Below are 23,967 nucleotides of genomic sequence, written 5' to 3' on the forward strand. Positions count from 1 at the left end.
CTGGAGCCTTGAACTGCAACCATCACGACTGCAGAAGGTTCATCCGAATCCGTCAGGTCATCTCTTCGCTGAAATCTATGCATCGCCTGCGTCATCTCGAGCTGAAGATCGGCTACATCAACATCGGCTACCGAGCTGATGGTTTCCCGGCTGCCTTCGACAAAACTCGCGCTGAGTGCAATTGGAGCGTTGACGACTTCCCTCCCGACAATGGATGGGGGAAGGCATATCCTGATGTCGCTCCCACAAGGGCCAAGGAGGCCACCTATGACCCCGTCGCCAAGGAGCAATTCAGCCTGAAGGCTTGGATCGACACCAACGCAGCAGGCAAGAGCCAGTTGCTTGTTCGCATCAACGAGAACCCAGCCATATGCAAGGGATCATTCCTGGTGGATCCCGACAGGTTCTATGTAGAGCAAGGTGGCAAGACCGTGTCGGTGATCCCGGGATTCGACTTTGGCTACAGCTGCACCAAGAAGCCGATCACCTTGGCACTTCAAGGTGACTTCAATCCGGACGCGCCGTTCACGCTGAAGGTCGCGCCGTTCCATTTCCACACGACAGACACGATCACCTTCATCTCGACCGTTTCGCTCCCGTAGTCCTTGGGTCGGGTGCACGGATCGGCTCCGTGCGACATCACTTTGTCGTGGCCGGCAGCATGCCCTGCAGCATTTCGACCTGGCGCCGCAGCTCATCTGCGGCCGATTCAGCGGCCGCGGCACGGCTGATCGCTGCGTCGTATTGGCCCAGTCTGGCCTCCAGGGCCTGGACTCTGGTCTCAGACCCCTCTCTGGCGCGCGACTCCGCACTCTGCTGCGCCTTCACCCCGGCGAGCTCGAGCGCAGCCTGGCGCAGCTCGGCCTGGGAGGCTGCGGCAAGTTCGCGAGTTGCGGCTTGTGCTTGCGCCAGATCCCTCTCCAGATCCTTGATCCTGCCGTCTCGTGACTGGATCCCCGCTTCCTGATCTGCGACACGAGCCAGGAAGTCCTCGACGCGCGCCCGCAGGCCTTCAATCGTCTGGGTGGCCTGGCCAAGAGAAACCTTGGCATCCTGGGCATGGACCAAAGCCGCCTGGCGCTCTGCATTCGCGGACTCGATCCCAGCTTGCGCAGCTTCCAACCTTCCTGCCAGCCTGTCCCTTTCAGTCGCCAACTGCAGGTTGGCGGCCTCCAGTTCCTGTACGCGCGAAGAGAGTGCCGCCTGGGTGGTGGCCAGCTCAGCCAGCTGCTCGTCCTGCTCTGCGATCCGGCCGGCCCACTTGGCCTCTTCCTCAGAGCGGACCTGGCGTAGCGCCATGCCCCAAGCCGCGGTCAGCTCGGTGGGTACAGGACTCAGCCTCTCCCGCTCTTTGGCGTCCTGAGCCAGGTTCCAGGTCTTGAGGTATGGGCCAACGGTGGTGTTGCTCCCTCCCAGAAGCTTGACCAGCTTCGCCTGGGTCGGCCTCTCCCCGCGCTGGAGCATGTCGTCACACGCGCGGTGCACCTCAGCTTCAGTAACAGCTGTCTTGGCCATGGGGACTCCTGCGATTGGGTATCGCTACTGTATCGTATTGGTAATGTATCGATACTACTCGATACGATACGACTCAGTTGTCGCCCGGGCGGCAGCACATGCATTGCCCTCTCGGGCTTTTGCGAGCTGGCAGAGCGGAGGGTTCAGCTATTGCGGGGGCCGGCGCCGCGGTGCGCCTTGCTCCAGTCGTACTTTTCGCCGTTCGGCAGGTGGCCGTTCTCAACGGTATCCACACCAGACTTGCCAACGCAGTTCTCTAGCTCGGAGGAAAAGCACACGTGCCGATTGCCCGCCTTGCGCAGGTCGACGGTGAGTTGCTGCGCGGCCTGGAACTCCTTGTCCTTGAATTGTTCGTGGCCGATGGAGCCGTCTGGCGCCTGCCAAAAAATGATGATGCTCATGTCACGATTGTAGCGCATTGAATATCGTATGCGCAGCGACACTTTGATTCCGGCTGAGGTTGCCCTGGATAACAGTTTGCCCAATTGAAACTTGATGGTGTATGTTATATCTTGTCTGAATTGATAAACGATGCCGACATCATGACCGAAGCCCTCCAGAACAACGATCTCGACCTCGCGGCAATCGACCCCCGCCGTGGCGCGAAGTACAGCCCCAACCTCCATGCGTTCCTCAAGCGCGGCCGCAACGCCGTGCAGCAGCGCCTGGCTCGGGTCTACAAGGATCCGGAGGGCGTTCTCTGGCTCGGATATCCCGATGATGAGTTCTTCATCGGCGCGCGCCTGATGAGCATCCTGTGCAATGGCGCCAAGACCGAGACCTTTGCTCACACGCGCTTGGTGCAGTCTTTGACCGAGGTCGAGGACTTCTGGCTCAGCTATGTTGTTAACGGTCGTTGCGCCATCGACCCGGCGCACACGCAGTCTTTCATCGGCGACGACAGCCGCTGGTCTGTTGATGGCGAGCAGCGCACCTGCAACTGGTGCAGCGGCGCCACCCAGCGAATGAAGCGCTGGACCGAAGTCACCGAGAAGTCTGGCTGGGTCGCAGAACCCACATCGACTGCTGTTTGAACCCCACCTGAGCCCGACTCCCATGAAGATCCCTTTCGCTACCACCCTCATCTACGGCTTCAACTGCATCGCGCGCGCCATTCGTGGCATCTCGAGCAACTCCTTCGAGGCCCAATACCTGCGCCTGGCTCGCAATGTCCTCAAGAGCGGCGTCCTGCAGGCTAATCGCACCGAGTACAAGGCCGTCACGCTGCACGGCGCCTTCCTTCGTTTTGACGTCTCCAAGGGCTTTCCTGCAGTGACGACCAAGAAGTTGGCCATCAAGTCCGTTGGAGGCGAGCTTGCGGGCTTCCTGCGCGCCGTCAAGGACTCCTCGATCTTCCGCGCCCTGGGCTCTGGCGTCTGGGATCAGAACGCCAACGAGGACCAGGCCTGGCTCGACAACCCCTTCCGTGATGGCCCCAACCAATTGGGCCCCGTGTACGGCGTCCAGTGGCGTCAGTGGCCGGCCTACAAGACCATCGACATGACGAGCCCGAAGGCTGCTCAACGCATTGAGGCGGCCGAGGCCAATGGCTTCAAGGTCGTGGCCACGGTGCCGAGTGTTGATGGCCAGGATGCAACGCAGACCCTGATGTTCAAGACCGTCGACCAAGTGCGTGAGTGCCTGGACAAGCTGGTCAACAACCCGGCCGACCGCCGCATCCTCTTTCATGGCTGGAACCCGGCGGTGCTGGACGAGATCGCCCTGCCGGCGTGCCACATCCTCTACGTCTTCTCGGTCAACGTGGCCGCCAAAGAGCTTTCGCTGCACATGACGATGCGCAGCTGCGATATCGGCCTGGGCCTGCCGTTCAACTGTGCATCGGCCGCCACCCTCATGGAGCTCATGGCTCGCCTGAGTGGCCTCAAGGCCAAGTGGCTGTCCGTGAGCCTCGCGGACGCGCACGTCTATGAAAACCATTTCGAGATGCTGTACACGCAGATGCGGCGCCTGCCCAAGGCCGCACCACGCGCCGTGCTGAGCGACCGCATTCCGTCCTACGCCGCCACCGGCCGCTATGAGCCGGAATGGTTGGAGCGCTTCGAGGCCAGCGACCTGACCCTCGAGGGCTACGAGCATCACGCAGGCATCAAAGCTGCTATGGCGGTCGGCAAGCCTGTGGGCAGCAAGTCGGCCTGATCGGAGAAATTTGTGAGCACATCCCCTGCTCCCCTGCAGCTGATCCTTGAGCAAATCTGCCGCGCATCCCCCGACTACAGCGGGTTGGCACGAAGTGCCTGGAGGCAAAGCCGACCCGCTTAGTCGCGGGTCAAGCGGCTGGCACCTCGCGCCATGCGAGGTGCTTTGTACCTTTGGTTTCCATGTGATATCTGATACTCGTGTCCTCCAAGATCATCCGCACCGAAGCGCATGCGCTCGCAGCATCGACTGAGGTTCGTGCCGATATCGACGCCGGAGCAGCTCAAGTCCGACTCCGATCACCTGGCTGCGCGCAAAGATCTCGACTCCTTTTTCGCCAAGCACCAGCACTACTTCGAATTTGCAGGCCGCACTGACCCGGGGACCGGCAAGCTCTATATCGAAAGCAAGCCCGCCCTGGATCGCGAACGCTTTCGCCTGTTCCAGGCCTATGTCGCAACGAACGATGACGGCCACAAGGTCGACGCCCAAGCCAAGAAGGCGGCGGCCGCTGAAATACCTCGCCGGCGAGCGCCTCGGTAGCGACTCCACTGGAGGGTTTGCAACTTCCTAATGTTCAGTGTTGGTGGAATATGTTTACAGGGTTGACAATCCATCGCGTATAGCGTATCTTGTGTGCAATTCCAAAGGATCAAATGAGCGCCGTCACCCACATCGCCGGAACCATCTCGCACATTTCCGCCCACTCGTGGGATGAGCACCTCAATACCTTCTCGGTGGTTGAGCTGCAGACAGCGCATGGCTTGGTGATCCTGAAGAACGTGGTGGTGCCGCGCATTTGCGATCCGGTCATGAAGATTGGCGGTGATGTGGTGTTGGCCACGACTTCGCCCGAGGGTCCTGCCGAGAAGTTCATGGTCTGGGCCGTTCGCGATTTGGATCAGGGCGTCACGTACGCCGACAAGTCGCTCTTCGTGGTGCGCGATGGCGCTGTCGCGCAGGCCTTTCTCTTCTCCCTGATGTCACTGATCGTGATCCCTGTGGGTCTGGTGCTCTTCGTTCTGCCTGGCGTCCAGGCGATAAACGCTCTCTGGAAAACCTGGCGGCGCGCGCTCGCTGTGCCGACGGTTGGCCAGATCGAAAGCGCGGTGCAGGCCATGGAGCTGTTTCAAGTTCCCGTCATGGCTCTGGTCGCCTGAGCCATCTTTCCGAAATCCGTTCAACCAATCCGAAATCCTCCACTCCCAATGAGCAACATCATCGAATCGAAGAATTCTCAGCCCCTGGTCAGTGGACCCGGACGAGTGATTGGCGTCCGCCTTGCCGCTGGTGTTGCCGCCCTCGGCATCCTCGCCTTGCTGGCGCCGCTGATCTGGGGTGCAGTTAGCGCCGGCGCCGGCCTCGTGGTCCTGGGCGCTCTGGCAGCAATCGGTATCGGCGCATTTCAGGCGCTGCCCTACCTGGGCCAGAAATGGGAGAACAAGTTGCTGGCACTGCGCAAGCTGGAGGCCCGTCAGAACCCTATCGAGCAGTTGCAGAACTACCTGATGGAGCGGCGCTCACAGGTCAACAACTTCAAGGAAGCCGTCAAGCTCATCGGAGCCCAAATCAAGAGCCTGGCGGACATGATCGATGACCGCGTCAAGAAGAAGCCTGGCTATGACGCAACTCGCCAGATGCAGTCTGTTCAGGCCATGCGTGAGGCTCACGAAAAGCTGGTCACGAAGTACAAGAACGCCGAGGCCGCGCTCGGTGAACTCCAGGAGCGCATCGAAGACAAGAAGTTCGAGTGGTCATTCAGTCAGGCTGGTCAAGCCGCGATGCGCAGCTTGAACTCGACGAGCGGCCAGGACCTGCTGAACGAGATGCTCGCCGACGAGGCTTTCTCCAGCGTCCGTGACAACTTCAACTCGGTCTTCGCTGACCTCGAGCTCGAGGCGGTTCGCTTGTCCAGCGAGAAGCAACTGACCTTCGGCAGTGAAACGCTGGACCTGTCGGCCATCAGCATCCCTCAACTCGACCGTGTGAAGGCCTGAACCATGTTCTGGAAAGTCATCAAGTGGGCCGGCACGGCCGCCCTGATCGTCATCGTCGCCCTCGCTGCCGTCTTCGGCGGCGACAGCAAGCCATCCAACCCTGATTCGTCGACGACGGATTCGACCGAACTGCAGCAGCCGGCCAAGAAGTTCAACTTCTGACCCTTTTTCGACTGACGAAATTTCCTCACTGACAAAGGATTGAATCTATGAAGACCAAGCTGAAACTGATTGTTGCCGCCGCCGCTGTGCTGCTGTCCTTCAATGCCGCCTTCGCCGCCAAGTTGGACGATGCGCCGTCGGCATCCTGCGATGGCCTGAAGGTCGCCACCGGTCCAAAGGGCAAGGGCTACTCGAAGCTGTTCGGTGACATCGCCAAGGCCTGTGGCGCTGAAGTGAACCTGTGCGAGGTGACCACGAGCGGCGGCCTGGACAACCTGAATGCCATGTCGACCAAGGATGCTGACGCCGGCATCGCTCAGCTCGACACCTGGACGACCATGAAGAGTGGCGACGAGAACATCGCCGGCCTGCAGGGCGTGATCGGCATGAACTACAACTACCTGCACGTCGTCACCTCTGCCGGCGGCTTCATGATCGCCGGCGCAAAGAAGTGGGGCGGCATCAGCAAGGAAGACGACAAGCAAGTCACGATCCAGCGCTTCAGCGAACTCCGCGGCCGCAAGGTGGCGCTGGTCGGCTCGGCCCAGCTGCTGGGTCGCCAACTGGACCGCAACCTGGGCTACGGCATGCAGCTGATCGACGTCGAAACGGACCAGAAGGCTTTCGAGCTGGTTCGCACCGGTGCCGTCGCCGCGGCTCTGTCGGTGAGCGGCTGGCCCCACGGAACGCTGAAGACCCTGAAGCAGGACTCGGGCCTGTCGCTGGTGCCGTTCGATGCTCCCGCCGCCGGTGGCCAGGTCGTTCGCACGATCAACTACAAGGGTCTGGGCGTCTTCAACAACAACGCGCTGGCCATGCCCAACATCCTGTTCTCTCGCCCCTTCAAGGGCGAGAAGGCTGCTGAAGTCGGCAAGGTCAAGGCCTGCGTGACCGCCAAGCTGCAAGAGCTCCAGGAAGGCTCGTTCGAGCCGGGCTGGAACGAGATCAAGGACCCGGGTAACACCTACGACGTCCCGAAGTTCACGGCTCCTAGTGGTAAGGCTGTCGCCAAGTCCGCAAAGAAGTAAGCCGACAACTGCTTAGGGTGCGATGTGACCACTCCGCCGGCGAATCCACTTCGCTGGCGGTTTGTTCCCAAGTTCAAGCCCTGTTGTGCCCGATCCGACTCTGACAAACATTTCCATGCAGACCCACCTTGACCCCGATCTGATCGCCGACCGCGCAGGTGACCGCAACCACGGCCTTGGACCGGTTTTGCGCGATTTGCGCCGCAGCGCCGGCATGACTCACGCTGCAGTCGCGGCCCCCATGGGCTTGGGTCGCACCAGTCTGTGCAACATCGAGCGCGGCAACCAGGCCATCACGATAGAGAAGCTCGCGGCCTTCGCTGACCACCTCGACATCGAAGTGACGATCTCGTTCAAGCCCAAGAAGGGCGGCCGCAAGAAGGGCGTTGGCAGCGCTGCAGTTGTCCTGAGCGCTCGGGATTGTGGTGTGAAGTCGGGGGTTCGTTCGTGACGCCGAGTCCTGCATTGCCCTGCGCCGCTGCCTCTGCCAATGACGCAAAGAAAAAGCTGGCGCTTCTGAAGGGCGCCAAGCTGATTCGTCGCGGCAAGCCGGTCGAGGCCGTCATGCACTACCGGGCCAAGATCATCTGCAGTCCGAAGGAAGCAATGCTTGCCTTGGGACTCCAAAAGTAAGTCGACTACATGCTCACCATTGCCGTTTCCAGCCGCTCCCTGTTCGACCTCGAGGAGGCCAACCAGGTGTTCGAACGCGAGCATCAGCGCGGCTTTGATGAGTACATGCAGCGCACCGAGAACGACCTGCTTAATCCTGGCGCAGCCTTCGGCATGGTGCGCAAGCTGCTCGCTCTGAACAGTGGCACGGGCCACAAGGGGCGAGACCGGGTCCAAGTGGTGCTGCTCTCTCGCAACTCGACGAGTGCCGGCATGCGGGTGATGAACTCTGTCCATGCCTACGGCCTCGACATCGAGCAGGCCCTCTTCACTTGCGGCTCCGACCGCTTCAAGTACGCCCAGGCGATGAACGCCGATCTCTTTCTCTGCGCAACACCTGGTGACGCCAGGAAGGCGCTGGAGAACGGTGTGGCAGCGGCGTCCATCGTGCCTGGTGCTCATCAGCAATCCGAAGCCGATACGCAGGTGCGCATTGCGCTTGACGGTGACTCCGTATTCTTCTGCTCTGAAGCCGACGAAATCTACCGCCAGCAGGGCCTGGGCGCGTTCCGCGACACCGAGCTCCTGAAGGCTCAGATCCCTCTTGGCGCGGGCCCATTCAAGCATCTGCTGACCAAGCTCTGCGAGTTGCAGAAAACACTGCCTCCAGAGAAGGCGGAAAACCTGAACATTGCCCTGTTCACTGCGCGCGGCTTGCCAAGCCATGGGCGACCTATCAGCACGCTACGTGCCTGGGACCTCTCGATCAGTGAGTCCTTCTTCCTGGCCGGGCGTCCCAAGGGGCCCTTCCTGGCCGCTTATGGGGCCGACATGTTCTTCGATGACACAGGCCAGAACATCGAGTCCGCTTCCGAGCATGGGGTTCCCGCGGGTCGTGTTCATGCCGGTGGTGAAGGCATCGTTGCCGAACCCGTCTAATGCCGAATGGAGCAGTTCGCCGTCAATCAGCGAGTCCAGGTGGTCAACACTGCCCGCCTGACCCGCACCTCTGGCCAGCCCGCCTCAGAATGGCTGCTGCGCCGAGTCGGCGCTGTTCGCGCGCCGGCGCTCGGCACTCCCGGGGCATGGATCCGCATTGATGAGTCACTTCCGCCACTGCTCCGCGGCAAGTTCCCGGCGAATCACCCTAACGGCCGGAATGTCCTCCTCTTCCCGTGGGAGTGTGAACTCGCCCAGGATCGCGGCTACGCGCCTTTCCATCGCCTAGAGTTTGCCCAAGCTCTGACCGAAGCTTGCGGCCTCATGGATGCCGCCCTCCTCGCCGGCGAAGGACATGGTGCTGATCGCACCTGGTGGCGCGACGTGACAGAAGAGCGGCGCGAGCAAAGCTCGGCCGGCCTGGGCGAGCATGTCTACCGCGTCGGTGTCGGGAGCCGGAAGGTCTCTCTCCTGGTCTACTCGAGCGTCAGCACCGCTACGGAGTGGAGTCGCCCTGCAAGTGATGACGCTATTCGGTTCGTCTACGAGGTCCGCAAGGCGACCCCGCCGCTGTACCTGGACGGTGGCGCGCGCGTGAACCGGACTGGCCTCACGCCCCTTGACCGAGTCCGAGACCGGGTTTTCGACCTTTTGGCTCCTGGCACTGTGTCTCAGCTGGCGCGACTCACGTGGTCGCTCGACCATTCGGCGCGGCGCTGAGTAAGGCATTCGATGGACCACCGCTATCTACTCATCGACTTTGACGGTGTCTTCCATCCGGAGGATCAGCACTTCGCGGTTGAGGACATCAAGGTTCCGCCCGCAATCCTGAGAGCGGCTGGCATGTTTGTGCACGTCGATCTCTTGGCGAAGCTGCTCACTCCGCATCCGGATGTCCGCCTGGTGGTTCACAGCAGCTGGCGCAAGACGCACGGCGACACTGAGCTGCGAGAGCTGCTTGGCCCACTGGGAGGCAGGTTCATTGGGGCGACTGATCGGGCCCTGGACCGGCAGTTGTCCATCTTCGACTTCGTCGTTCGCCGTCGAATCGACTCACACCGGTATCGAGTGCTCGACGATCAGGTCGAGATGCTGCAGGAGCTGGGTGACGTGGTGATCCCTTGCGATCCGATTTCCGGCATAGCTGCTCCCTCTACGCTTTTGCAGCTCAAGACATGGCTTGATGATTGACATCCTCTCCACCCAAAGGCTTCGCGCTATAGATGGAGATTCCCGGGGAGGCTCAGTCCCGAGATGGTTCCTGCCAACGGAGGCTCGACAAGCCCTCCTTGAGCCGCTGAGCGCGGCCTTGTGCGCGGCCTGGGCCGCGCCTTCACAGGCGTGAGTTCCCCGCAGTGTCCTGGGGTACTTGTCGGGCATCCGCCCGGCTGGATTGAGTTGGCCGAGCTCAGTTGTTGCTGAGCCTTGGCCAAGATGTTCCTTGCTGCATTGCGGTCGGCGTTCTCCGCGTGGCCGCAGGCCACGCATTCGAACAGCGCCTGCGTCTTACGGTTCTCTGGCGCTGTGTGGCCGCAGGAGCTACAGGCCTGGCTCGTGTACGCCGGGGGCACAGCCACCAGCATCACGACCGACCAGGCCGCCTTGTACTCGAGCATTGTGCGGGCCATGGACCAGCCGTTGCGCAGGATGGTCCGGTTCAAACCGGACTTGGCGCGCACATTCTTGCCAGGCGCGTCGAGCGTGCCGGCCGAAGAGGCCGTCATTGACTTGACCGACAGGTCTTCGATGGCGACGAGCGCGTGGCCACGCACCAGGGCGGTGGTGTGCTGATGCAGGAAGTCCCGGCGCATCGCCGCGATGCGACCGTGGCAGGCGTTGAGTCTGGCCACCGCCTTCTTGCGGTTGGCCGAGCCTTTCTTCTTGCGCGACACCTGCTGCTGCAGGCGCTTCATGCGCCGCTCGTACCGGCCGATTCGAGATGGCAGCTCGATGGGCGCCAGCGAGGCGTTGCTCGGCATGATGGTTGTGGCCGCACCGAAGTCCAGGCCAACCGCGGCGGTCGCCGTCGGCGAGCCGACATCGACCTCGCGTTCAGTCTGAAGCGACGCGACCCAGCGGCCGCGCTCCTGGCGCAGCGTCACGTTCTTGAGGTCTCCCAGGGCTTGGCGGCTGTGCCGCAGGCGCACGGAGCCGAGCTTGGGCAGGCTCACCGTGCCGGTCGCCGCGTCGTACCGGCAGTCCTGCGGCAGGCGCAGCGTGTCGCCTTCGCCCTTCTTCTTGAAGCGCGGCGCGCCGAATTTTGAGGTGAACTTGGCATCCCAGGCCTTGCACAGGTCCTTCAGGGCCTGCTGAAGCGCTTGCGCCGGCGGCTCGCCGAGCCAGGGGTGGAGCTTCTTGAGCTCAGGCAACCGCGCGCACAGAACGACATAGCCAGGGCGCTTGCGGCCAGCGGCGACCTCAGCGCGTTGATGCGCCAGCGCCTCGTTGAAGACGAAGCGACGACATCCGACCCAGCGCCGAAGCACGGCTTCACGCTGCGCCTTCAGGCGCAGTGCATATTGGAAGCCTTGGCGAATCAGCATGAATTCGTGTAACGGATATCTAGAACGCTTGGTTGACACCGCTCGCAGACGCGAGCAGCGTACGCCGCTTCACCTCCACCCAAGCGGGTCGGCTCCGCCTTGGTGCAGCTATCGCTGCTGGCCCGCTATGGATGGAGCACTACGGCGCAATTCGGTAGCGCGATGCGCTCAGCAGGCTGGCAGAGGTGGGGCGGAAGAAATTTGTCCCTTGCTGCACCAGATTCCGTGTGATATCCATTTTCGAAACCACCATCAGTATTGAGGCCCCAATGTCCGTTATCACACTGAAGCACATCACCGACTTCGCCAACCTGGATGAAGCCGACGTGCCCGGGCTCGTTGCCCACTTTCCGGGGGTGATTGATTTCATTCGAGGCCAGGTCTCCGCCCTGACTCCTGGGCAAGCGGGGGCCGATGTCGTTGAGTCAATCATCATCCAGACCGGCACTCCGCATGGCCTGGTCATGCAGATTCCCAGCAGTTCGAGTCCTGCCATGGTCAGTCCGAGTCATGTGCCCGATCACAGCCCAACTCGGGCTGTAGTCAAGGAATGCAATGCAATCAATGAACCTCGGGCCCGGCGGCCGGTATTGGGTCGCTCTGAAGTTGACGGTGATCTTCGGCATCCTGCTCTGTAGCTACTGGCAGGCAGTCCGGCCGGTCGTGTCGCAGGCGATGGTCATTCTTCAAGGCGGCCACTCCCTGCCTGAGCGAGTGGGAGCCGTAGTCGCCATGAGTTTTCTTGCCGGCATGGCTTGCTTCATGGTCTACAAATCGTGGCAGTGGCTTGGCCGTTTTGAGGTCCGGGTATTTGCCGCGCGCAAGCAAGACGATCAAGTGAGCGTGCAGAGCGCGCCGATGGATTTTGATGCTGCCGCGACCCAGCTACTTGGAGAGGTGTGCTTCCAGCGTGTTTCGGGCGGCCCGCTGCATCGAACTTCTGTGTGCCAGGAGATCGCTATGAAGCTGCTTGCCGGCGAGATCGTGGAACATGGCGAGGCACTTCAGGTTGTGCGCCAGGTCGCGCGGCGAATTTGGCACGATCAGCAAGTTGCCGAAGCCCGTTGGGATCTCGACCAGGCCCGGGGCTAACAAGGAAGCCACTTCTTGTGATCGTACCCCCGCCCCGGATCCCTCCCCTTCGCTACATCCCGCTGCCCGCCGCCCATGCTCGATGCCCCGGTGTCTACTGGCATGCCTCGTCGGCTTTTCTGGATGAGTTGGCGGCCTACCTGAAGGGTAAGCGAGTCCTGGAGGTCTTTGCCGGCAACGGATACCTGGCCGCGCGCTTGATTGAGTTCGGCGTGTCGATTCGACCGACTTCGAAGCTGACTGGCCATGATGCCCATGAGCGCGGCCTCTACACCCAGGTAGAAGAGCTCGACGCGGAGTCGGCAGTCAAGCTCTACGGTCGCGAGTCCGACGTTCTCTTGATGTCCTGGCCCACAGTGACGCCCGCAGCCTTCAGGGCTGCGCAGCTCTGGGGGCGCGGACGCCCGATCTGCTACATCGGCGAGATGACCGACTATGCGGCCGGCCGCCTGGGTGGGTGCGCGACGGACGAATTCTTTGCCGCCATCGACGTCGTGTACAGCTTCAAGAGCTACCGTGGGCGTGACGGCGATTTCGCCGTGATCTGCCAGCTTCGGTAGCGAGTGTCAAAGGCCGAGGCCGACGCGAAGTAGAGCCCGTGGCGATACGAATGCCCCAGGGATCCGCGCCGGCTTGCCATCTCGAACTGTCAGGCCTCGGCTTCGGCCATCTCTCGCAAGCGATCCCGGTTCAAGCCTTCCATGGCCATCCGCTGCTGGCACAGCGACGCGGTCTCGGCTGACCGCTCTCGGACATCAGCCGGCAGCGTAACGTCATCACGTCGAGCTTCGGCTTCGGTGAGCATCTGCAGGAGCATCGAGGGCGTCAGCATACTTGTGTCTCCTTGAGCATCGACTTCGAAAGGCTCCAACCACTCTTTGGGTCCGCGAGCAGTCGATTGGCTCCAGCGCATGCTTCTGGTGTACAGAGAGTCAGGCTGATCGTGCCCGGGGTTGGCTGGCGAACGGTCGTTTCGATCTTGTCGCCGACCTTGGCAAAGCGTTCGATGTCCATGGTTCGAGTCCCTTCAGTTTGCGATTACTTTGCAACTAGCGATGGGCCGAGAGCAGCTGCTCCCCGGCCGCGCTTGCGGCGGAAGACCTTCGCCGGCTTTCCACCAGAAGATCGGAGCTCGCCTGTTGTCTCCAGGACATCAAGCTCGTCCATGCGGCGTTCAAAAGTTCGGGGTTCCAGCCGTCCGCCCAGCACCTGCTCATAGATCGCGCGCAGCTCCGTCATCGTGAACTCGTCCGGCGCCAGGTACAGCGGAAGTGCTGAGTAGCTGGTCTTGGATCGAACACGCTCAAGTGCCGCATTGAGGATCCTGAGGTGATCGAAGGGGAGCTCCTTCAGGGAGTCGACCGGAGTCCACCTGAAGTTTTCGCTTGCGCTCGGCGCGACTTGTTGCGGCACCAAGGCGTAGTACGCAATGGACGCCGACCAGCCGCGCGAGTCCCTCAGTGCGCCCGTGAAGGTGTAGAGCTGCTCGAGGTATGGGCTAGTGAGCTTGGCCTTGGCCTGCAGCACACGGCGCGCCGTGTCCTCTGCATCCTGGTCTTCCTCCGGTCGGACAAACCCGCCTGGGATGGTCCAGGCCCCATAGAACGGCTCATCCTTGTTCCCTCGCTGCGCCACGCCGACGTGCAGGGCACCGTCGACAAGCGTCAGCAAGACGACATCGACCATCAGAAGCGGTGACTTGCGAGTAGAGCTCATGCCTCATTATAGCACTTGTGCCGAAAGTACGCCAGACCTGACAAGCCGGTTCTCTATTGGTAACTTTTCCATTTTCAGTTCAGCTCACAATTCTTTCGGCACATTCGCCGTAAGATGTGCTATAGTTGATCCCATCAACAAGCAGGAGAGAGCAATGTCTACCGCAAGCCGAGCCGCCCACCTTCTGGTCATCGATGGCCAGAACGACTTCTGCGACATCCCGAATGGCCTGCTGCCCTTGGTCCATGGAGAGGATGGCTCCGTTTTGCATCGCGAGCAGCCTGCTTTGGCTGTTCCAGGCGCCCATGCGGACATGATCCGTCTGGCTGCCTTCATTGATGCGGCGGGCTCCTTGCTCTCGCGCATCACGGCCACCCTCGACTCTCATCCCGTTGTCGCCATCGAGCGGACGACCTTTTGGCTGGACGCCCAGGGAAATGAAGTTCCTCCGTTCACGGTCGTCACTTGCGCCAGCGTTACCCAGGGCCGCTACCGTCCGCGTCATGGAGACATGATCGAGCCGGTCAGCGGTGAGCCTCTGTCGGAATTCGTCGTCGAGTTGCTCGACAAGTTGGAGCGCGTCGGCAAGACCCTGATGGTCTGGCCGGTTCACTGCGTCACCGGCACCTGGGGGCACAACATTCATTCGGCGCTTGCTGATCGCCTGTGCAAGTGGGAGATCCTCACCGGTCAAGTCGTCGACAAGGTGTTCAAAGGCGAATACCCGCTGACTGAACACTACGGCGTCTTCGAGGCTGAGACGCCCGTCCTGGAGATTGCTTCAACTCTCTTCAACAGTAACCTGGCACGCAAGCTTGATGTGAGGGCAAATCCGCTCTTCATCGGCGGCGAGGCATCCAGCCACTGCGTTCCTGCGAGCTACTTTCAGTACCTGCGTCATCGCGAAGGTGATGGCAGCGGCATCTATCTCCTCTCGGACTGCATGAGTCCCGTCCCTGGCTTCGAGCGTGACGCTGCCGATTTCTTCGAGCGCGCAAAGAGCGCTGGAAGCCAGATCGTCACTACCAACGAAGCCCTCGCAGTCCTCCGCGCAATCTGAATCAAGCACACCATGAACACGACCTTCACTCCCGTCATCCACAGCCTGCTGGAAACCGACCTCTACAAGTTCACGATGCTGCAGGCCATGCTGCACCAGCTGCCAGGCAACTCGGCCGAATACCGCTTCGTCTGCCGCAACAAGACGGCCTTCCCCTTGGCCGAGATGGTCGATGAAGTCAACGCCCAGTTGGATCACTTGTGCACCCTCCGATTCCAGCCCGATGAGCTGGAGTACCTGGCAGGCCTTCGTTTCATCAAGCCTGATTTCGTGCAGTTCCTTCGCCTGTTCCAGTTCCACAGGTCGTTCATCGAAGCCAAGGCGGACGGCGACAACCTGAGCATCGTGGCCAAGGGCCCGCAGGTTCACGTCATGGGCTTCGAGATCTTCGTACTGGCCATCGTCAACGAGCTCTACTTCCGCCGCCTGGGTAGCTTTGACCTCGGTATTGGGCGCGAGCGCCTCGACGAGAAGATCAGTCTCCTCAAGCGCGAACTCGAGAACAACACTCGCCGCCACCCTTTCGAGTTCTTCGACTTCGGCCTGCGCCGTCGTTTCAGCGGCGCTTGGCAGGATGAAGTGGTCGCGACTTTGAAGGCCCGCGTCCCCGAGTATTTCCGTGGCACCTCGAACGTCTACCTGGCCAAGAAGCACGGCGTGACTCCGATGGGCACGCAAGCCCATGAATGGTTCCAGACCTGGCAGGCGAGCCCGAACGTGCAGCTGAAGTTCTTCCAGCGCGCGGCCCTGGAAGCCTGGGTGGCTGAATACCGCGGCGACCTTGGCATCGCGCTGACTGACGTTGTTGGCATGGACGCCTTCCTCAACGATTTCGACCTCTTCCTGGCCAAGTTGTTCGATGGCCTCCGCCAAGACTCCGGCGACCCGTATGCCTGGGGTGAGAAGGCCTTGTCCCACTACGCCAAGCTGCGCATCGACGCCAACACCAAACGGTTCAACTGGTCGGACAGCCTGGACATGCCAACTGCGGTGGGGCTTTACCGCCACTTCGCTGACCGCGTGCAGGTTGGATTTGGCATCGGCACGAATCTGACCAATGACTGCGGGCACAAGGCTCTGAACATCGTCATGAAGCTGGTCCGCTGCAACGGCCAGCCCGTGGCCAAGCTCGCCGACACCCCGGGCAAGACGCTCTGCGATGACGAGACCTTCCTGGCCTACCTGCGCAGCGTGTTCAACCGCACTGCCGACTGATCGCCCTGCCCTGCATTCCAACGAGATCGACGCACGATATGAAGACCAATCTCATAGTCACCATTGGCCAAGTCAATCCCACCATCGGCGACATGGCCGGCAACATCACACTGATGCTGGAAGCGGCCCGCGCGGCGCGACAGGCCGGCGCGGATGTCGTGGTGTTCCCTGAACTGTCCCTGACCGGCTACAGCCCTGCCGACCTGCTGGATGACACGGGCTTCGCCGACCGTCTCCGTGATGCAGCTCAAACGCTTCGTCTGGCATCGCGTGAGACCCCGTCCCTTCACTGGGTGGTCGGCCTGCCGGTCGAGCGCGAGGCCGGCGTTGGCAAGCGATTCCACAACGGCCTGCAGGTTCTACTCAATGGCGAGGTTGTTCACGAGCAATACAAGCAGCTGCTGCCCACCTATGGCGTTTTCGATGAGCGCCGCCACTTCGAGCCGGGCCCGGACGCCGCCCGCGTCCTTCGTATCGGCATGGCCCAGGTAGGCTTCCTGATCTGCGAAGACGGCTGGAACGACGACGGCAAGGACTACCCGGTCAACCCCTTCCAGCGCCTGGCTGACGCTTCGGTTGACCTGGTCATCTCCATCAATGCGAGTCCCAGTCAGAAAGGCAAGCGCCAGGTTCGCCACGATGTCTTCTCGAAGGCTTGTGCGCGCCACAAGTTGCCGTTGCTCTACGTCGCCCAGGTAGGCGGCCACGATCAGCTGGTCTACGACGGCGCCTCCTTTGCGGTGGATACCGCCGGAAAGATCGTGTTCGAGGCGCCCCGCTTCGCCGCTGACGTCTCAACGCTGGAGTTCGACCTGGCGCAACGCACCTTCTCTGGCCACCAGGGCTCGGCGCTGGCGCCGGTGTCGTCTGCCGGCCTATCCGACATGGAGTTCTATCGCCAACAGATCGTGCTGGGCCTGCGCGACTATGCCCGCCGCTGCGGCTTCACCAAGGTACTGGTTGGGTCCTCTGGTGGCATCGACAGCGCGCTGACGTTGGCGCTGGCTGCCGAGGCACTGGGCCCGGACAACGTGTTGGCGATCACGATGCCCAGCATCTACTCGAGCGAGGGCAGCGTCTCTGACTCGGTGACTCTTTGCCGCAATCTTGGTGTCCAACTCCTTACCGTCCCAATCGCGGGCCCAGTGGATGCCGTCTCCAATGCGATGTTCTACAGCGACATCCGCAAGGCGCCCGTTGGTCTCGCTCAGGAGAACCTGCAGGCCCGGGTTCGCGGCACTTTGCTGATGACTTACTCGAACCAGTACGGTCACCTGGTGCTGACCACCGGCAACAAGTCCGAGCTGTCCGTCGGCTACTGCACGCTGTACGGGGATACGAATGGCGGCCTGGGTCTTATCGGCGACCTCTACAAGACCGAGGTCTTTGCTCTTTCGCGCCACATCAATGAGACTGCCGGCCGCGAGATCATCCCGGTTGCCATCATCGACAAGGCGCCGTCGGCTGAGTTGGCTCCCGACCAGAAGGACACGGACTCGCTGCCGCCCTATGAGGTTCTCGATGAGATCCTGAAGGTGCTCATCGAAGGGGACTTGCTCGAGCACCACGAATTCCAGCATGCCGTAGCCGCCGTCGAGACCTTGCAGTCCACGCCTGAGGGCCTGGACACGGTGGCGAAGGTCAAGAAGCTCATCGCGCGCAGCGAATACAAACGCCGCCAGGCTCCCCCGATCATTCGGCTCCGCGCACGGGCCTTTGGCAACGGGCGCCAGTTGCCGATCACTGCCCGCCAATACTGAGGATCAGCGATGAAGCCCTCCCGCACCACCGCCGTTGTCATCGGCCGCATGCAGCTGCTGCACTGGGCGCATTGCCACCTGATCCAGTCAGCCTTCAAGATCGCCGACCAGGTGGTCATCGCCATCGGCTCCTCCTGGCGTTCCCGGAATCCAAAGAACCCGCTCACCTTCCTCGAGCGCAAGGAAATGATCCTGCGCACACTGAGTCCGGAGCAGCAGTCCCGAGTCCGATTCGTCGGAGTCCGGGACGTCTACGACTCGCCTCGCTGGGTCTCAATGGTCCGGACTCGAGTTGAAGCGCACTGCGAGCCCGGCGAGCAGATCACCCTGGTTGGCCACTCCAAGGACGCTTCGAGCTCCTACCTAGCTCAGTTTCCAGGCTGGGGCTACATCGACGCTGGCAGCCCTCTGGCGGTCGACTCAACGGCACTGCGAGACATCTTGTTCGGCCGTGGGTTGGCGCCGGCGGCAGCCTTCGCCGAGATGGCGCCTTTCATGCATGACGGGATTCTGGACTACCTGGCCTCTTGGACTCGGGACCCGGTCTACGCCGAGCGCTGTGCTGAGCACATGGCCAATGAGGCCTACAAGAAGAAGTACCCCGGGCCAGTCTATAAGACCGGCGACGCCATCATCGAGGCCGCCGGCCACGTTCTGATGGGTGAGCGTGGTGGTGCGCTCGGCTTTGGCACCCTGGCTTTCCTTGGCGGACATACCGAGGATGGGGAGTCTGGCGTCGACACCGCGATCCGTGAGGCTTTCGAGGAGTCCACCTTGGCAAAATTCCTGACCCCGGAGCAGCTGCGCGCCTCTATCGTTGGTCAGCGCGAGTTCAACGCTCCGGGGCGCAGCCCACGTGGCCGGATCGAAACGACGGCTTGCTACTTCAAATTGGAGGGCTATACCAGGGATACGCTGCCCCAGCTCTTCGGTCGTGATGACGTCAAGCCCAAGCCGCTACTCTGGCTGTCGCACTCGGACTTCTCCGCGAACATGCATCGCATGTTCGACGACCACGACTGCATTGGTGAGGGTCTGTTTGGAGCAATGCATCCGCTGGTTGAGCTGCAGGCGACGTGATCCGTTTCGGGATTTGAGCCGGATTTGTGAATATTCGGCTCACATTTTGAGTCGCATTTGGTAGAATTCGACTCATGAACACATCGAGGTCCCCCTGGATCTGGCAGCATCCTGGCTGGCCCAAGATGACGTTCGACATGAACGTCGCTGCGCCTGCGCTTCTTGACGCCCGGCAAAAGCAAGGCGAAGTCGTAGGCAAGTCGCTTGTTATCGGATTCGACAAGGCCTGCGAGGTTTCGCGCGAGGTCATGATCCAGGAAGTCGTGGCCACGGCCGCCATTGAAGGTGAGGCATTGGATCCCGCATCTGTGCGTTCTTCGATCATGCACCAGCTTGGACTGGCAGATGGAGGTCACCGGGAACGGCATGTGGACGGCTTGGTGGAAGTCATCAACGACGCCACCAACAATTTCGCGGTTCCACTCGACGCTGATCGACTGTGCAGGTGGCAGTCGGCCCTCTTCCCGGGCGGCACTCGGGGCATCCATAGGATCGCTGTCGGTCGTTTTCGTGACCACGATGATCCCATGCAGATCGTCAGTGGGCGCCCTGGCAAAGAGGTCATCCACTACCAGGCGCCAGCGTCTAGCGACGTGCCAAATGAGATGGATGCGTTCTTGGCTTGGTTCGAAGTCACCAACCCGGCCAGGGCCGCTGAGAGTCCTGGAGCGACGCGCATCGACGGCATCGCTCGGGCTGCCATTGCCCACCTCTGGTTCGAAAGCATCCACCCTTTCGAGGATGGGAATGGTCGAATCGGGCGCGCCATTGTCGACATGGCGATAGCACAGGACCAGAAGAGGCCTGTGCGGCTCTTCAGCCTATCCAGCCAGCTGAGCGATTCTCGCCGGCACTACTATGACGCTCTCAACCATGCGCAGCGTGGCACCGGCGATGTGACGCAATGGGTTGCATGGTTCGCCAACCAGTTCTCAGCCGCGTGCAACAGGACGAGCCTGGTCATCGACCAGGCGATCAAGAAGAGCCAGTTCTGGTCCGAGAACGCACAAGTCGAGATCAATCCTCGTCAGCGCAGGGTTCTCCAACGTTTGCTCGACGATGGCGACGGCGGCTACCTGGGTGGGTTGAATGCTGACAAGTACATGAAAATGACCGGCGCATCCAAGGCCACGGCATCCCGCGACCTGGCTGACCTGGTGGCAAGCAAGCTACTTTGGGCCCACGGCCTGGGTAAGGCCGTCCGCTATTACATCGCTGTGCCAGGCTGGACTCACGGGGTCGACCGCGGTACGGCATCGACTCCGATGGACATGCCGCTCTCCCCGTCTCTTGGAGGTGGAATCCTCACGCCAACGGGGATTCCAATGCGTACATTGACTAGTGAGGACCTGGACAGCGCGAAAACATCCCCAAGAATCAAGCAGAGGCCTCGCCGACCATGAGCCGGAGCCATGGGCCCGGACATCGCAAATCGGCTCGAAATCCAAGCTCAAGGTGCATCAGGCCTGGTGCGGTCTTCTCTCAATCGCTCGGCTATTTGTCGCTTAACTTCGGCCTGCAATTCAGGTGCACGATACGTAACAGTGCACCTCGATTTGTCGGCCAACAGTTGGACATACCCTTGTGGGCTATCCCATCGCATGAGGACAGCATCTTGCGTTCGTCGGTCGACTGATGGGCCAAATCGCGAACTGATGGACGAAATCACGTCGGTGAGCATCCGACTGTCACAGCCAGAAACCCGATCCACAGTGATTCCTCGGATCGCATTCTTCTTGGTGACGTGAAGCTCGTAGATCGAATGCGCGGCCCATGACGGAACACCAGCATCGGGGATGTAGGCCGGGCCCAACTTGTCTCCACTGGAGCCAACAAACGGCTTCGAGATCCAACAGATCCTCTTGCGAGGACTGGCATCGCTGTCGGCCTCAGTGCACATCGGAAACGCAGGTCGTTCCACCCCGAGCTCAAGCCCTAGGTACCTCAGGGGCTGGGCATTGCAGGGGATTACCGAGCTCAAAAAGACCAAGACAGAAGTTGCTGCGATCCTCATGTTCTTCGCGCTCCAGCCTTTGTAGAGTCTGCATTGTCCAGTTGGATGGGCGTCGAAAGAGCAAGGAGCTCTTTGCGCACGCGCATCGGTCTGCCTTCCCTGTTCAAGAACGACCCGGAGTGACGAATCGCCATCTTTTCTAGCACCCAAACATTGCCATCCGTCCTTGGCCCTGCCAGCTTGCACCCTCATCACGGCGCCGATAGCGCGCCCTTCGAACTAGCTCCCTCGTTCTTGCATTCGGTGTCCATAAGCCTTGCCAAGGTGTCACCGATCCTCGAGATCATCAAAACAAGTGATCGAACTGATTCGTTTGCTCGACTCCCTCGTATAGCTACATTGACGGCGCGGCATGTGGCACCTAAACGTTCAGTCGCAGCCACGATTTCTCGCGCATCTTTCTCCATTGCTTCGGTCATACGCAGAATCTGCATCTGAACGTCGGCCTGCGTCAGGAGTGCGCGCAGCTGTCGCTGCCACGGCTGCATCGTCGGCAGTATTCTTAGAAGCTCCTGGATCACGGCATCCAGATCGCTAATGAGTTTGACCATCAGCAGCGCTGCTGAGTCGTCGAAGGATTGCTGCTGCGATTCAGCACCTGGGGTTGTCCGCGCCTGTTCGTTCTCCATGCCCGGCCTAGTCAATCAACTTCGCAAACAAACTGCAGGCTGCGGATCGTCGTGGACAACTGCACCTGCAAGCCTAAAGCAACGCTCATGCGCACCAAAACCTCTAGCCCCGGGGGAGTGCCACGAATCATCTCGAGCACGGTTGGCTCTGACGTTGCTGCGAGCTTTGCCAAGTCTCCAGGGCGGACCTGTTTTTGCACCATGTGCTTCACCAAGTCCATTGCGAGTTGTTCTCGCATACCTCGAATCACCCGCTCGGCTCCGACTTTTACGTCAACCTCCGTTGTCACTGTCTGTCCGGCGATTCGACGTTGTAATGCCAGCCATTCCGTGAATGCGGCAATGGTCTTGGCGCCGACGCTAGGCGTCCAATGAAGTGCCCGGATGAGCGCAGCATCGGAACTTTCGATGACTTGCCTTGCGGAGGTATAGCCGTGCTCGACCAGTGCATCCCTGACCGCTGTCGGCAAGCTATGCATCTGATCGTCCGCTTGCAAAGCATTTGCAACAGCGTACGGCTGCGGGAAAGCTGCAGGGCTGTTTTTGACCATAGTATTTTGCGGGCGCGAATGCGCCGATGATAACTAGTGCGTTGCCGATGCGGCTATTTCGCAAGCCTCAACTTTGGCGCTCTGCGGCTGTCTTGCGCGGCACGCCTCGGCTTTCAGTTTGGGAGGCAATCAAGTGCAAGCTGGCACAAGGTGCGGGGGCTTCGGGGGCAATGTTGTTTCTGGCCTTGGCCATACGCAATATTGGAACCCTATGACCGCAGACGCAAACATTACCTGGATCCCGATGCCCGACATGTTCGAGATTCGTTGTCCGCTGCCTGGCAACCTGGCCGGCGACTACGACATCGCCGATTCTGGACAGGATGAAGCAGAGATGCGTGAGAGCCTGTTCGAACTGCGCGCCCGCTATCCCGAGAAGCCCTACACCTTTCATCGCATCCGCGGCGAGGAAACCCAGATCCATATCTGACTCAGCTCCGCCTGGCCGAGCCCTTGGACTTGGCCGACCCATGTGATATCTCAATTGGGCAACCCGCTCAACGGAGATCGTCATGATTCAATCGCAGCCCCATTCCCCCAAGGGCTATGTTGCCGGCCAGGCCGGATACCTGTACCCGGCGCTCGGCGACGCGCCTCCGCCGGCTGGAGCGAAGGTCCTCCTCCTCAATGCCGGCTGCGTTTGCATCACCGGCGTCTGGACGAATGACGGGCGCTTCCTGGCCTGGAGCCCATTGCCTCGCGAAGAGGACTACCACTATCCCTCGCGCGGGGCGCCCCAGCCCGGCAGTGGCGACCTGTTGCTTCTCACCGTCGGCGGCATCTGTGTTTTTGGGCCCTGGACGAACGACGGCCGTTACCTGGGCTGGGCTGAGAAGCCGACTCGTGACCGCGCGAAGGAGCGCGCGCTAGACCAGGTGGATTCGCTGCGCGTGATGCGCCTGGCCGCCTAATCTCATGAGCGACGACGACTCCCCGCTCGACATCTCGCCGTTCACCGATCCCCAGTGGTGGGCCATGTGCTCGATCAACATGGATCTGCCGCACCCGCTGGACAAGGCTGACCTGAGCAGGCCATTCGTGTACCAGCGCGGCTATGGCGTCTTCTATGTCCCCGGCGGCCGGCACCAGGCCGTGATGTCGCTTCTGCTTGCCTTCCAGCATGGGCTGAACTCGGGGGTCGATGTGGCCAACAAGTTGTCGCTGGAGTATTCCAGCGGCACCGCCGACCATTGGCTCGAACACACGCCTGGAGCGGCCTTCAAGAGTTCAGTGGGAAAGCATGTCCAGGTCGCCGGACCCGACAGTTTGACGGCCATCGAGCGCCGCATCCTGGGCTCCGTGCAGTACGTGTTTCGTTGACTGGTTTGGTAGGTTGCGACTTCACCAGTCGGTTGCAACTTCATCGGCGCCGGGCTGGCAGGCCTGCCTTAGCTCGCGACTGTGTTGACCAGCTGCGCAACTCCGTCCTCGCCAACTTTGGCCAGCCAGATGACGACACCCTTCTTTAGGTCGCCCACCACCCTCTTCCCGAATTCGCGTCCTTTTGAGGTATTGCCATAGGCCGCAGCCGCCGGCGACGACAGGATGGCCTTGTCGGCCTCCACAACCAGGGTCAGCACGGCGAGACCCTTTGACGTGTAGTGCGAGCTCCCCTTGCGGCTGACGAGGTCCGCGCGCCTGGCCGCTTCTCGCGCCCTGGCGATGGCCTCGTCCTGTGATCTCACGATCCCAGCCTCCGGCGAGTCCAGGTGGGCCTGGACCTTGCGTGCGAGTGCCGAGGTCATTGGATGGGCTGGGAGCCGGTTCAGATAGTCCATGGCTTCTCGCAGCAGCTGCTCAGTCGCCAGGTGGACCTCCTCCGCCAACTCGGGGAATTGGTGTTGTGGTCCCGTACTCATCCAGCGCTCCTTTGCGTCATGCCATCCAGGCCCGGGGC

The 23,967-nt window shown here is 61.1% G+C and carries 33 protein-coding genes; 24 read left to right on the forward strand and 9 right to left on the reverse strand.

Annotated elements, in window-relative coordinates; translation table 11 throughout:
- Positions 1-77 precede the first annotated feature (77 nt).
- The gene (locus WG898_RS24185; RefSeq protein WP_339605339.1) at positions 78-602 is read left to right on the forward strand and encodes a hypothetical protein; all 525 of its coding nucleotides are present in this window, start codon (positions 78-80) and stop codon (positions 600-602) included.
- 37 nt (positions 603-639) lie between these two features.
- Here the strand turns inward: WG898_RS24185 and WG898_RS24190 are convergent, their stop codons facing one another.
- Both WG898_RS24190 and WG898_RS24195 read right to left on the reverse strand, forming a co-directional pair.
- Complete coding sequence (locus WG898_RS24190) at positions 640-1,515, reverse strand: DNA-binding protein (protein ID WP_339605340.1); 876 nt, start codon at positions 1,513-1,515, stop codon at positions 640-642.
- A 143-nt stretch (positions 1,516-1,658) separates the two neighbouring features.
- A complete protein-coding gene (locus WG898_RS24195; protein ID WP_339605341.1) occupies positions 1,659-1,916 on the reverse strand; it encodes a hypothetical protein in 258 nt (85 codons plus the stop codon).
- 141 nt (positions 1,917-2,057) lie between these two features.
- On the opposite strand from WG898_RS24195, the gene WG898_RS24200 reads away from it, so the two are divergent.
- From WG898_RS24200 to WG898_RS24255, 12 genes are all read left to right on the forward strand, one after another.
- Positions 2,058-2,549, forward strand: a complete 492-nt coding sequence (locus WG898_RS24200) for a hypothetical protein (RefSeq protein ID WP_339605342.1) — start codon at positions 2,058-2,060, stop codon at positions 2,547-2,549.
- A 22-nt stretch (positions 2,550-2,571) separates the two neighbouring features.
- Positions 2,572-3,672, forward strand: coding sequence for a thymidylate synthase (gene thyA / locus WG898_RS24205; RefSeq protein ID WP_339605343.1), 1,101 nt, complete (start codon positions 2,572-2,574; stop codon positions 3,670-3,672).
- 231 nt (positions 3,673-3,903) lie between these two features.
- Positions 3,904-4,215: a hypothetical protein gene (locus WG898_RS24210; RefSeq protein WP_339605344.1), complete on the forward strand. Its 312-nt coding sequence runs from the start codon at positions 3,904-3,906 to the stop codon at positions 4,213-4,215.
- Positions 4,216-4,328: 113 nt separating this feature from the next.
- Entirely contained in the window at positions 4,329-4,832 is a 504-nt protein-coding gene (locus tag WG898_RS24215; protein ID WP_339605345.1) for a hypothetical protein, read from the forward strand.
- Between the two features lie 48 nt (positions 4,833-4,880).
- Positions 4,881-5,669 (forward strand): hypothetical protein, encoded by a 789-nt coding sequence (locus tag WG898_RS24220; protein WP_339605346.1) that lies wholly within the window; start codon positions 4,881-4,883, stop codon positions 5,667-5,669.
- Between the two features lie 3 nt (positions 5,670-5,672).
- Positions 5,673-5,831 (forward strand): hypothetical protein, encoded by a 159-nt coding sequence (locus tag WG898_RS24225; protein WP_339605347.1) that lies wholly within the window; start codon positions 5,673-5,675, stop codon positions 5,829-5,831.
- A gap of 47 nt (positions 5,832-5,878) precedes the next feature.
- Positions 5,879-6,859 (forward strand): type 2 periplasmic-binding domain-containing protein, encoded by a 981-nt coding sequence (locus WG898_RS24230; protein WP_339605348.1) that lies wholly within the window; start codon positions 5,879-5,881, stop codon positions 6,857-6,859.
- A gap of 115 nt (positions 6,860-6,974) precedes the next feature.
- A complete protein-coding gene (locus WG898_RS24235) occupies positions 6,975-7,310 on the forward strand; it encodes a helix-turn-helix domain-containing protein (RefSeq protein ID WP_339605349.1) in 336 nt (111 codons plus the stop codon).
- On the forward strand, positions 7,307-7,492 hold the full coding sequence (locus WG898_RS24240) for a hypothetical protein (RefSeq protein WP_339605350.1): 186 nt from the start codon (positions 7,307-7,309) through the stop codon (positions 7,490-7,492). The genes WG898_RS24235 and WG898_RS24240 overlap by 4 nt, the downstream gene beginning before the upstream one ends.
- A gap of 9 nt (positions 7,493-7,501) precedes the next feature.
- Positions 7,502-8,410, forward strand: a complete 909-nt coding sequence (locus tag WG898_RS24245) for a 5'-nucleotidase (protein WP_339605351.1) — start codon at positions 7,502-7,504, stop codon at positions 8,408-8,410.
- A 6-nt stretch (positions 8,411-8,416) separates the two neighbouring features.
- The gene (locus tag WG898_RS24250; RefSeq protein WP_339605352.1) at positions 8,417-9,130 is read left to right on the forward strand and encodes a hypothetical protein; all 714 of its coding nucleotides are present in this window, start codon (positions 8,417-8,419) and stop codon (positions 9,128-9,130) included.
- A gap of 12 nt (positions 9,131-9,142) precedes the next feature.
- The gene (locus WG898_RS24255; RefSeq protein WP_339605353.1) at positions 9,143-9,601 is read left to right on the forward strand and encodes an HAD domain-containing protein; all 459 of its coding nucleotides are present in this window, start codon (positions 9,143-9,145) and stop codon (positions 9,599-9,601) included.
- Positions 9,602-9,627: 26 nt separating this feature from the next.
- Here WG898_RS24255 and WG898_RS24260 read toward each other — a convergent pair whose 3' ends face one another.
- Positions 9,628-10,953, reverse strand: a complete 1,326-nt coding sequence (locus WG898_RS24260) for an RNA-guided endonuclease InsQ/TnpB family protein (RefSeq protein ID WP_339605354.1) — start codon at positions 10,951-10,953, stop codon at positions 9,628-9,630.
- A gap of 269 nt (positions 10,954-11,222) precedes the next feature.
- Here WG898_RS24260 and WG898_RS24265 point away from each other — a divergent pair, with 269 nt between their 5' ends.
- Genes WG898_RS24265 through WG898_RS24275 form a run of 3 tightly spaced genes read left to right on the forward strand, consistent with a single transcriptional unit; the run spans position 11,223 to position 12,605 of the window.
- Positions 11,223-11,591 (forward strand): hypothetical protein, encoded by a 369-nt coding sequence (locus tag WG898_RS24265; RefSeq protein ID WP_339605355.1) that lies wholly within the window; start codon positions 11,223-11,225, stop codon positions 11,589-11,591.
- Positions 11,560-12,045: a hypothetical protein gene (locus tag WG898_RS24270; protein WP_339605356.1), complete on the forward strand. Its 486-nt coding sequence runs from the start codon at positions 11,560-11,562 to the stop codon at positions 12,043-12,045. The genes WG898_RS24265 and WG898_RS24270 overlap by 32 nt, the downstream gene beginning before the upstream one ends.
- A 17-nt stretch (positions 12,046-12,062) precedes the next feature.
- Positions 12,063-12,605, forward strand: a complete 543-nt coding sequence (locus tag WG898_RS24275; RefSeq protein WP_339605357.1) for a hypothetical protein — start codon at positions 12,063-12,065, stop codon at positions 12,603-12,605.
- An 89-nt stretch (positions 12,606-12,694) separates the two neighbouring features.
- Here the strand turns inward: WG898_RS24275 and WG898_RS24280 are convergent, their stop codons facing one another.
- Genes WG898_RS24280 through WG898_RS24290 form a run of 3 tightly spaced genes read right to left on the reverse strand, consistent with a single transcriptional unit; the run spans position 12,695 to position 13,761 of the window.
- Positions 12,695-12,877, reverse strand: a complete 183-nt coding sequence (locus tag WG898_RS24280) for a hypothetical protein (RefSeq protein ID WP_339605358.1) — start codon at positions 12,875-12,877, stop codon at positions 12,695-12,697.
- Positions 12,871-13,059: a hypothetical protein gene (locus WG898_RS24285; protein WP_339605359.1), complete on the reverse strand. Its 189-nt coding sequence runs from the start codon at positions 13,057-13,059 to the stop codon at positions 12,871-12,873. The genes WG898_RS24280 and WG898_RS24285 overlap by 7 nt, the downstream gene beginning before the upstream one ends.
- Before the next feature lie 24 nt (positions 13,060-13,083).
- Positions 13,084-13,761 carry an NUDIX hydrolase gene (locus tag WG898_RS24290; protein ID WP_339605360.1) on the reverse strand — a complete coding sequence of 226 codons (678 nt, stop codon included), beginning with the start codon at positions 13,759-13,761 and terminating at the stop codon, positions 13,084-13,086.
- A 154-nt stretch (positions 13,762-13,915) separates the two neighbouring features.
- On the opposite strand from WG898_RS24290, the gene WG898_RS24295 reads away from it, so the two are divergent.
- From WG898_RS24295 to WG898_RS24315, 5 genes are all read left to right on the forward strand, one after another.
- A complete protein-coding gene (locus tag WG898_RS24295) occupies positions 13,916-14,821 on the forward strand; it encodes a cysteine hydrolase family protein (RefSeq protein WP_339605361.1) in 906 nt (301 codons plus the stop codon).
- A 12-nt stretch (positions 14,822-14,833) separates the two neighbouring features.
- Complete coding sequence (gene pncB, locus WG898_RS24300) at positions 14,834-16,036, forward strand: nicotinate phosphoribosyltransferase (protein ID WP_339605362.1); 1,203 nt, start codon at positions 14,834-14,836, stop codon at positions 16,034-16,036.
- A gap of 38 nt (positions 16,037-16,074) precedes the next feature.
- The gene (locus tag WG898_RS24305) at positions 16,075-17,796 is read left to right on the forward strand and encodes an NAD+ synthase (protein ID WP_339605363.1); all 1,722 of its coding nucleotides are present in this window, start codon (positions 16,075-16,077) and stop codon (positions 17,794-17,796) included.
- A 9-nt stretch (positions 17,797-17,805) separates the two neighbouring features.
- Complete coding sequence (locus WG898_RS24310; protein WP_339605364.1) at positions 17,806-18,876, forward strand: adenylyltransferase/cytidyltransferase family protein; 1,071 nt, start codon at positions 17,806-17,808, stop codon at positions 18,874-18,876.
- 74 nt (positions 18,877-18,950) lie between these two features.
- On the forward strand, positions 18,951-20,279 hold the full coding sequence (locus tag WG898_RS24315; protein ID WP_339605365.1) for a Fic family protein: 1,329 nt from the start codon (positions 18,951-18,953) through the stop codon (positions 20,277-20,279).
- Between the two features lie 802 nt (positions 20,280-21,081).
- Here WG898_RS24315 and WG898_RS24320 read toward each other — a convergent pair.
- Both WG898_RS24320 and WG898_RS24325 read right to left on the reverse strand, forming a co-directional pair.
- A complete protein-coding gene (locus tag WG898_RS24320) occupies positions 21,082-21,519 on the reverse strand; it encodes a hypothetical protein (protein ID WP_339605366.1) in 438 nt (145 codons plus the stop codon).
- Positions 21,520-21,530: 11 nt separating this feature from the next.
- Positions 21,531-22,070, reverse strand: a complete 540-nt coding sequence (locus WG898_RS24325; protein ID WP_339605367.1) for a hypothetical protein — start codon at positions 22,068-22,070, stop codon at positions 21,531-21,533.
- A 211-nt stretch (positions 22,071-22,281) separates the two neighbouring features.
- On the opposite strand from WG898_RS24325, the gene WG898_RS24330 reads away from it, so the two are divergent.
- The 3 genes from WG898_RS24330 to WG898_RS24340 all read left to right on the forward strand — a co-directional run bounded on the left by WG898_RS24330 (position 22,282) and on the right by WG898_RS24340 (position 23,390).
- Positions 22,282-22,500, forward strand: coding sequence for a hypothetical protein (locus tag WG898_RS24330; protein WP_339605368.1), 219 nt, complete (start codon positions 22,282-22,284; stop codon positions 22,498-22,500).
- An 82-nt stretch (positions 22,501-22,582) separates the two neighbouring features.
- Positions 22,583-22,981: a hypothetical protein gene (locus WG898_RS24335; protein WP_339605369.1), complete on the forward strand. Its 399-nt coding sequence runs from the start codon at positions 22,583-22,585 to the stop codon at positions 22,979-22,981.
- A gap of 4 nt (positions 22,982-22,985) precedes the next feature.
- The gene (locus WG898_RS24340; RefSeq protein ID WP_339605370.1) at positions 22,986-23,390 is read left to right on the forward strand and encodes a hypothetical protein; all 405 of its coding nucleotides are present in this window, start codon (positions 22,986-22,988) and stop codon (positions 23,388-23,390) included.
- Between the two features lie 68 nt (positions 23,391-23,458).
- On the opposite strand, the gene WG898_RS24345 is transcribed toward WG898_RS24340, so the two are convergent.
- On the reverse strand, positions 23,459-23,929 hold the full coding sequence (locus tag WG898_RS24345) for a hypothetical protein (protein WP_339605371.1): 471 nt from the start codon (positions 23,927-23,929) through the stop codon (positions 23,459-23,461).
- Positions 23,930-23,967: the final 38 nt, after the last annotated feature.

Source organism: Paucibacter soli, from assembly GCF_037482845.1.
Classification (GTDB): domain Bacteria; phylum Pseudomonadota; class Gammaproteobacteria; order Burkholderiales; family Burkholderiaceae_C; genus Paucibacter_B; species Paucibacter_B soli.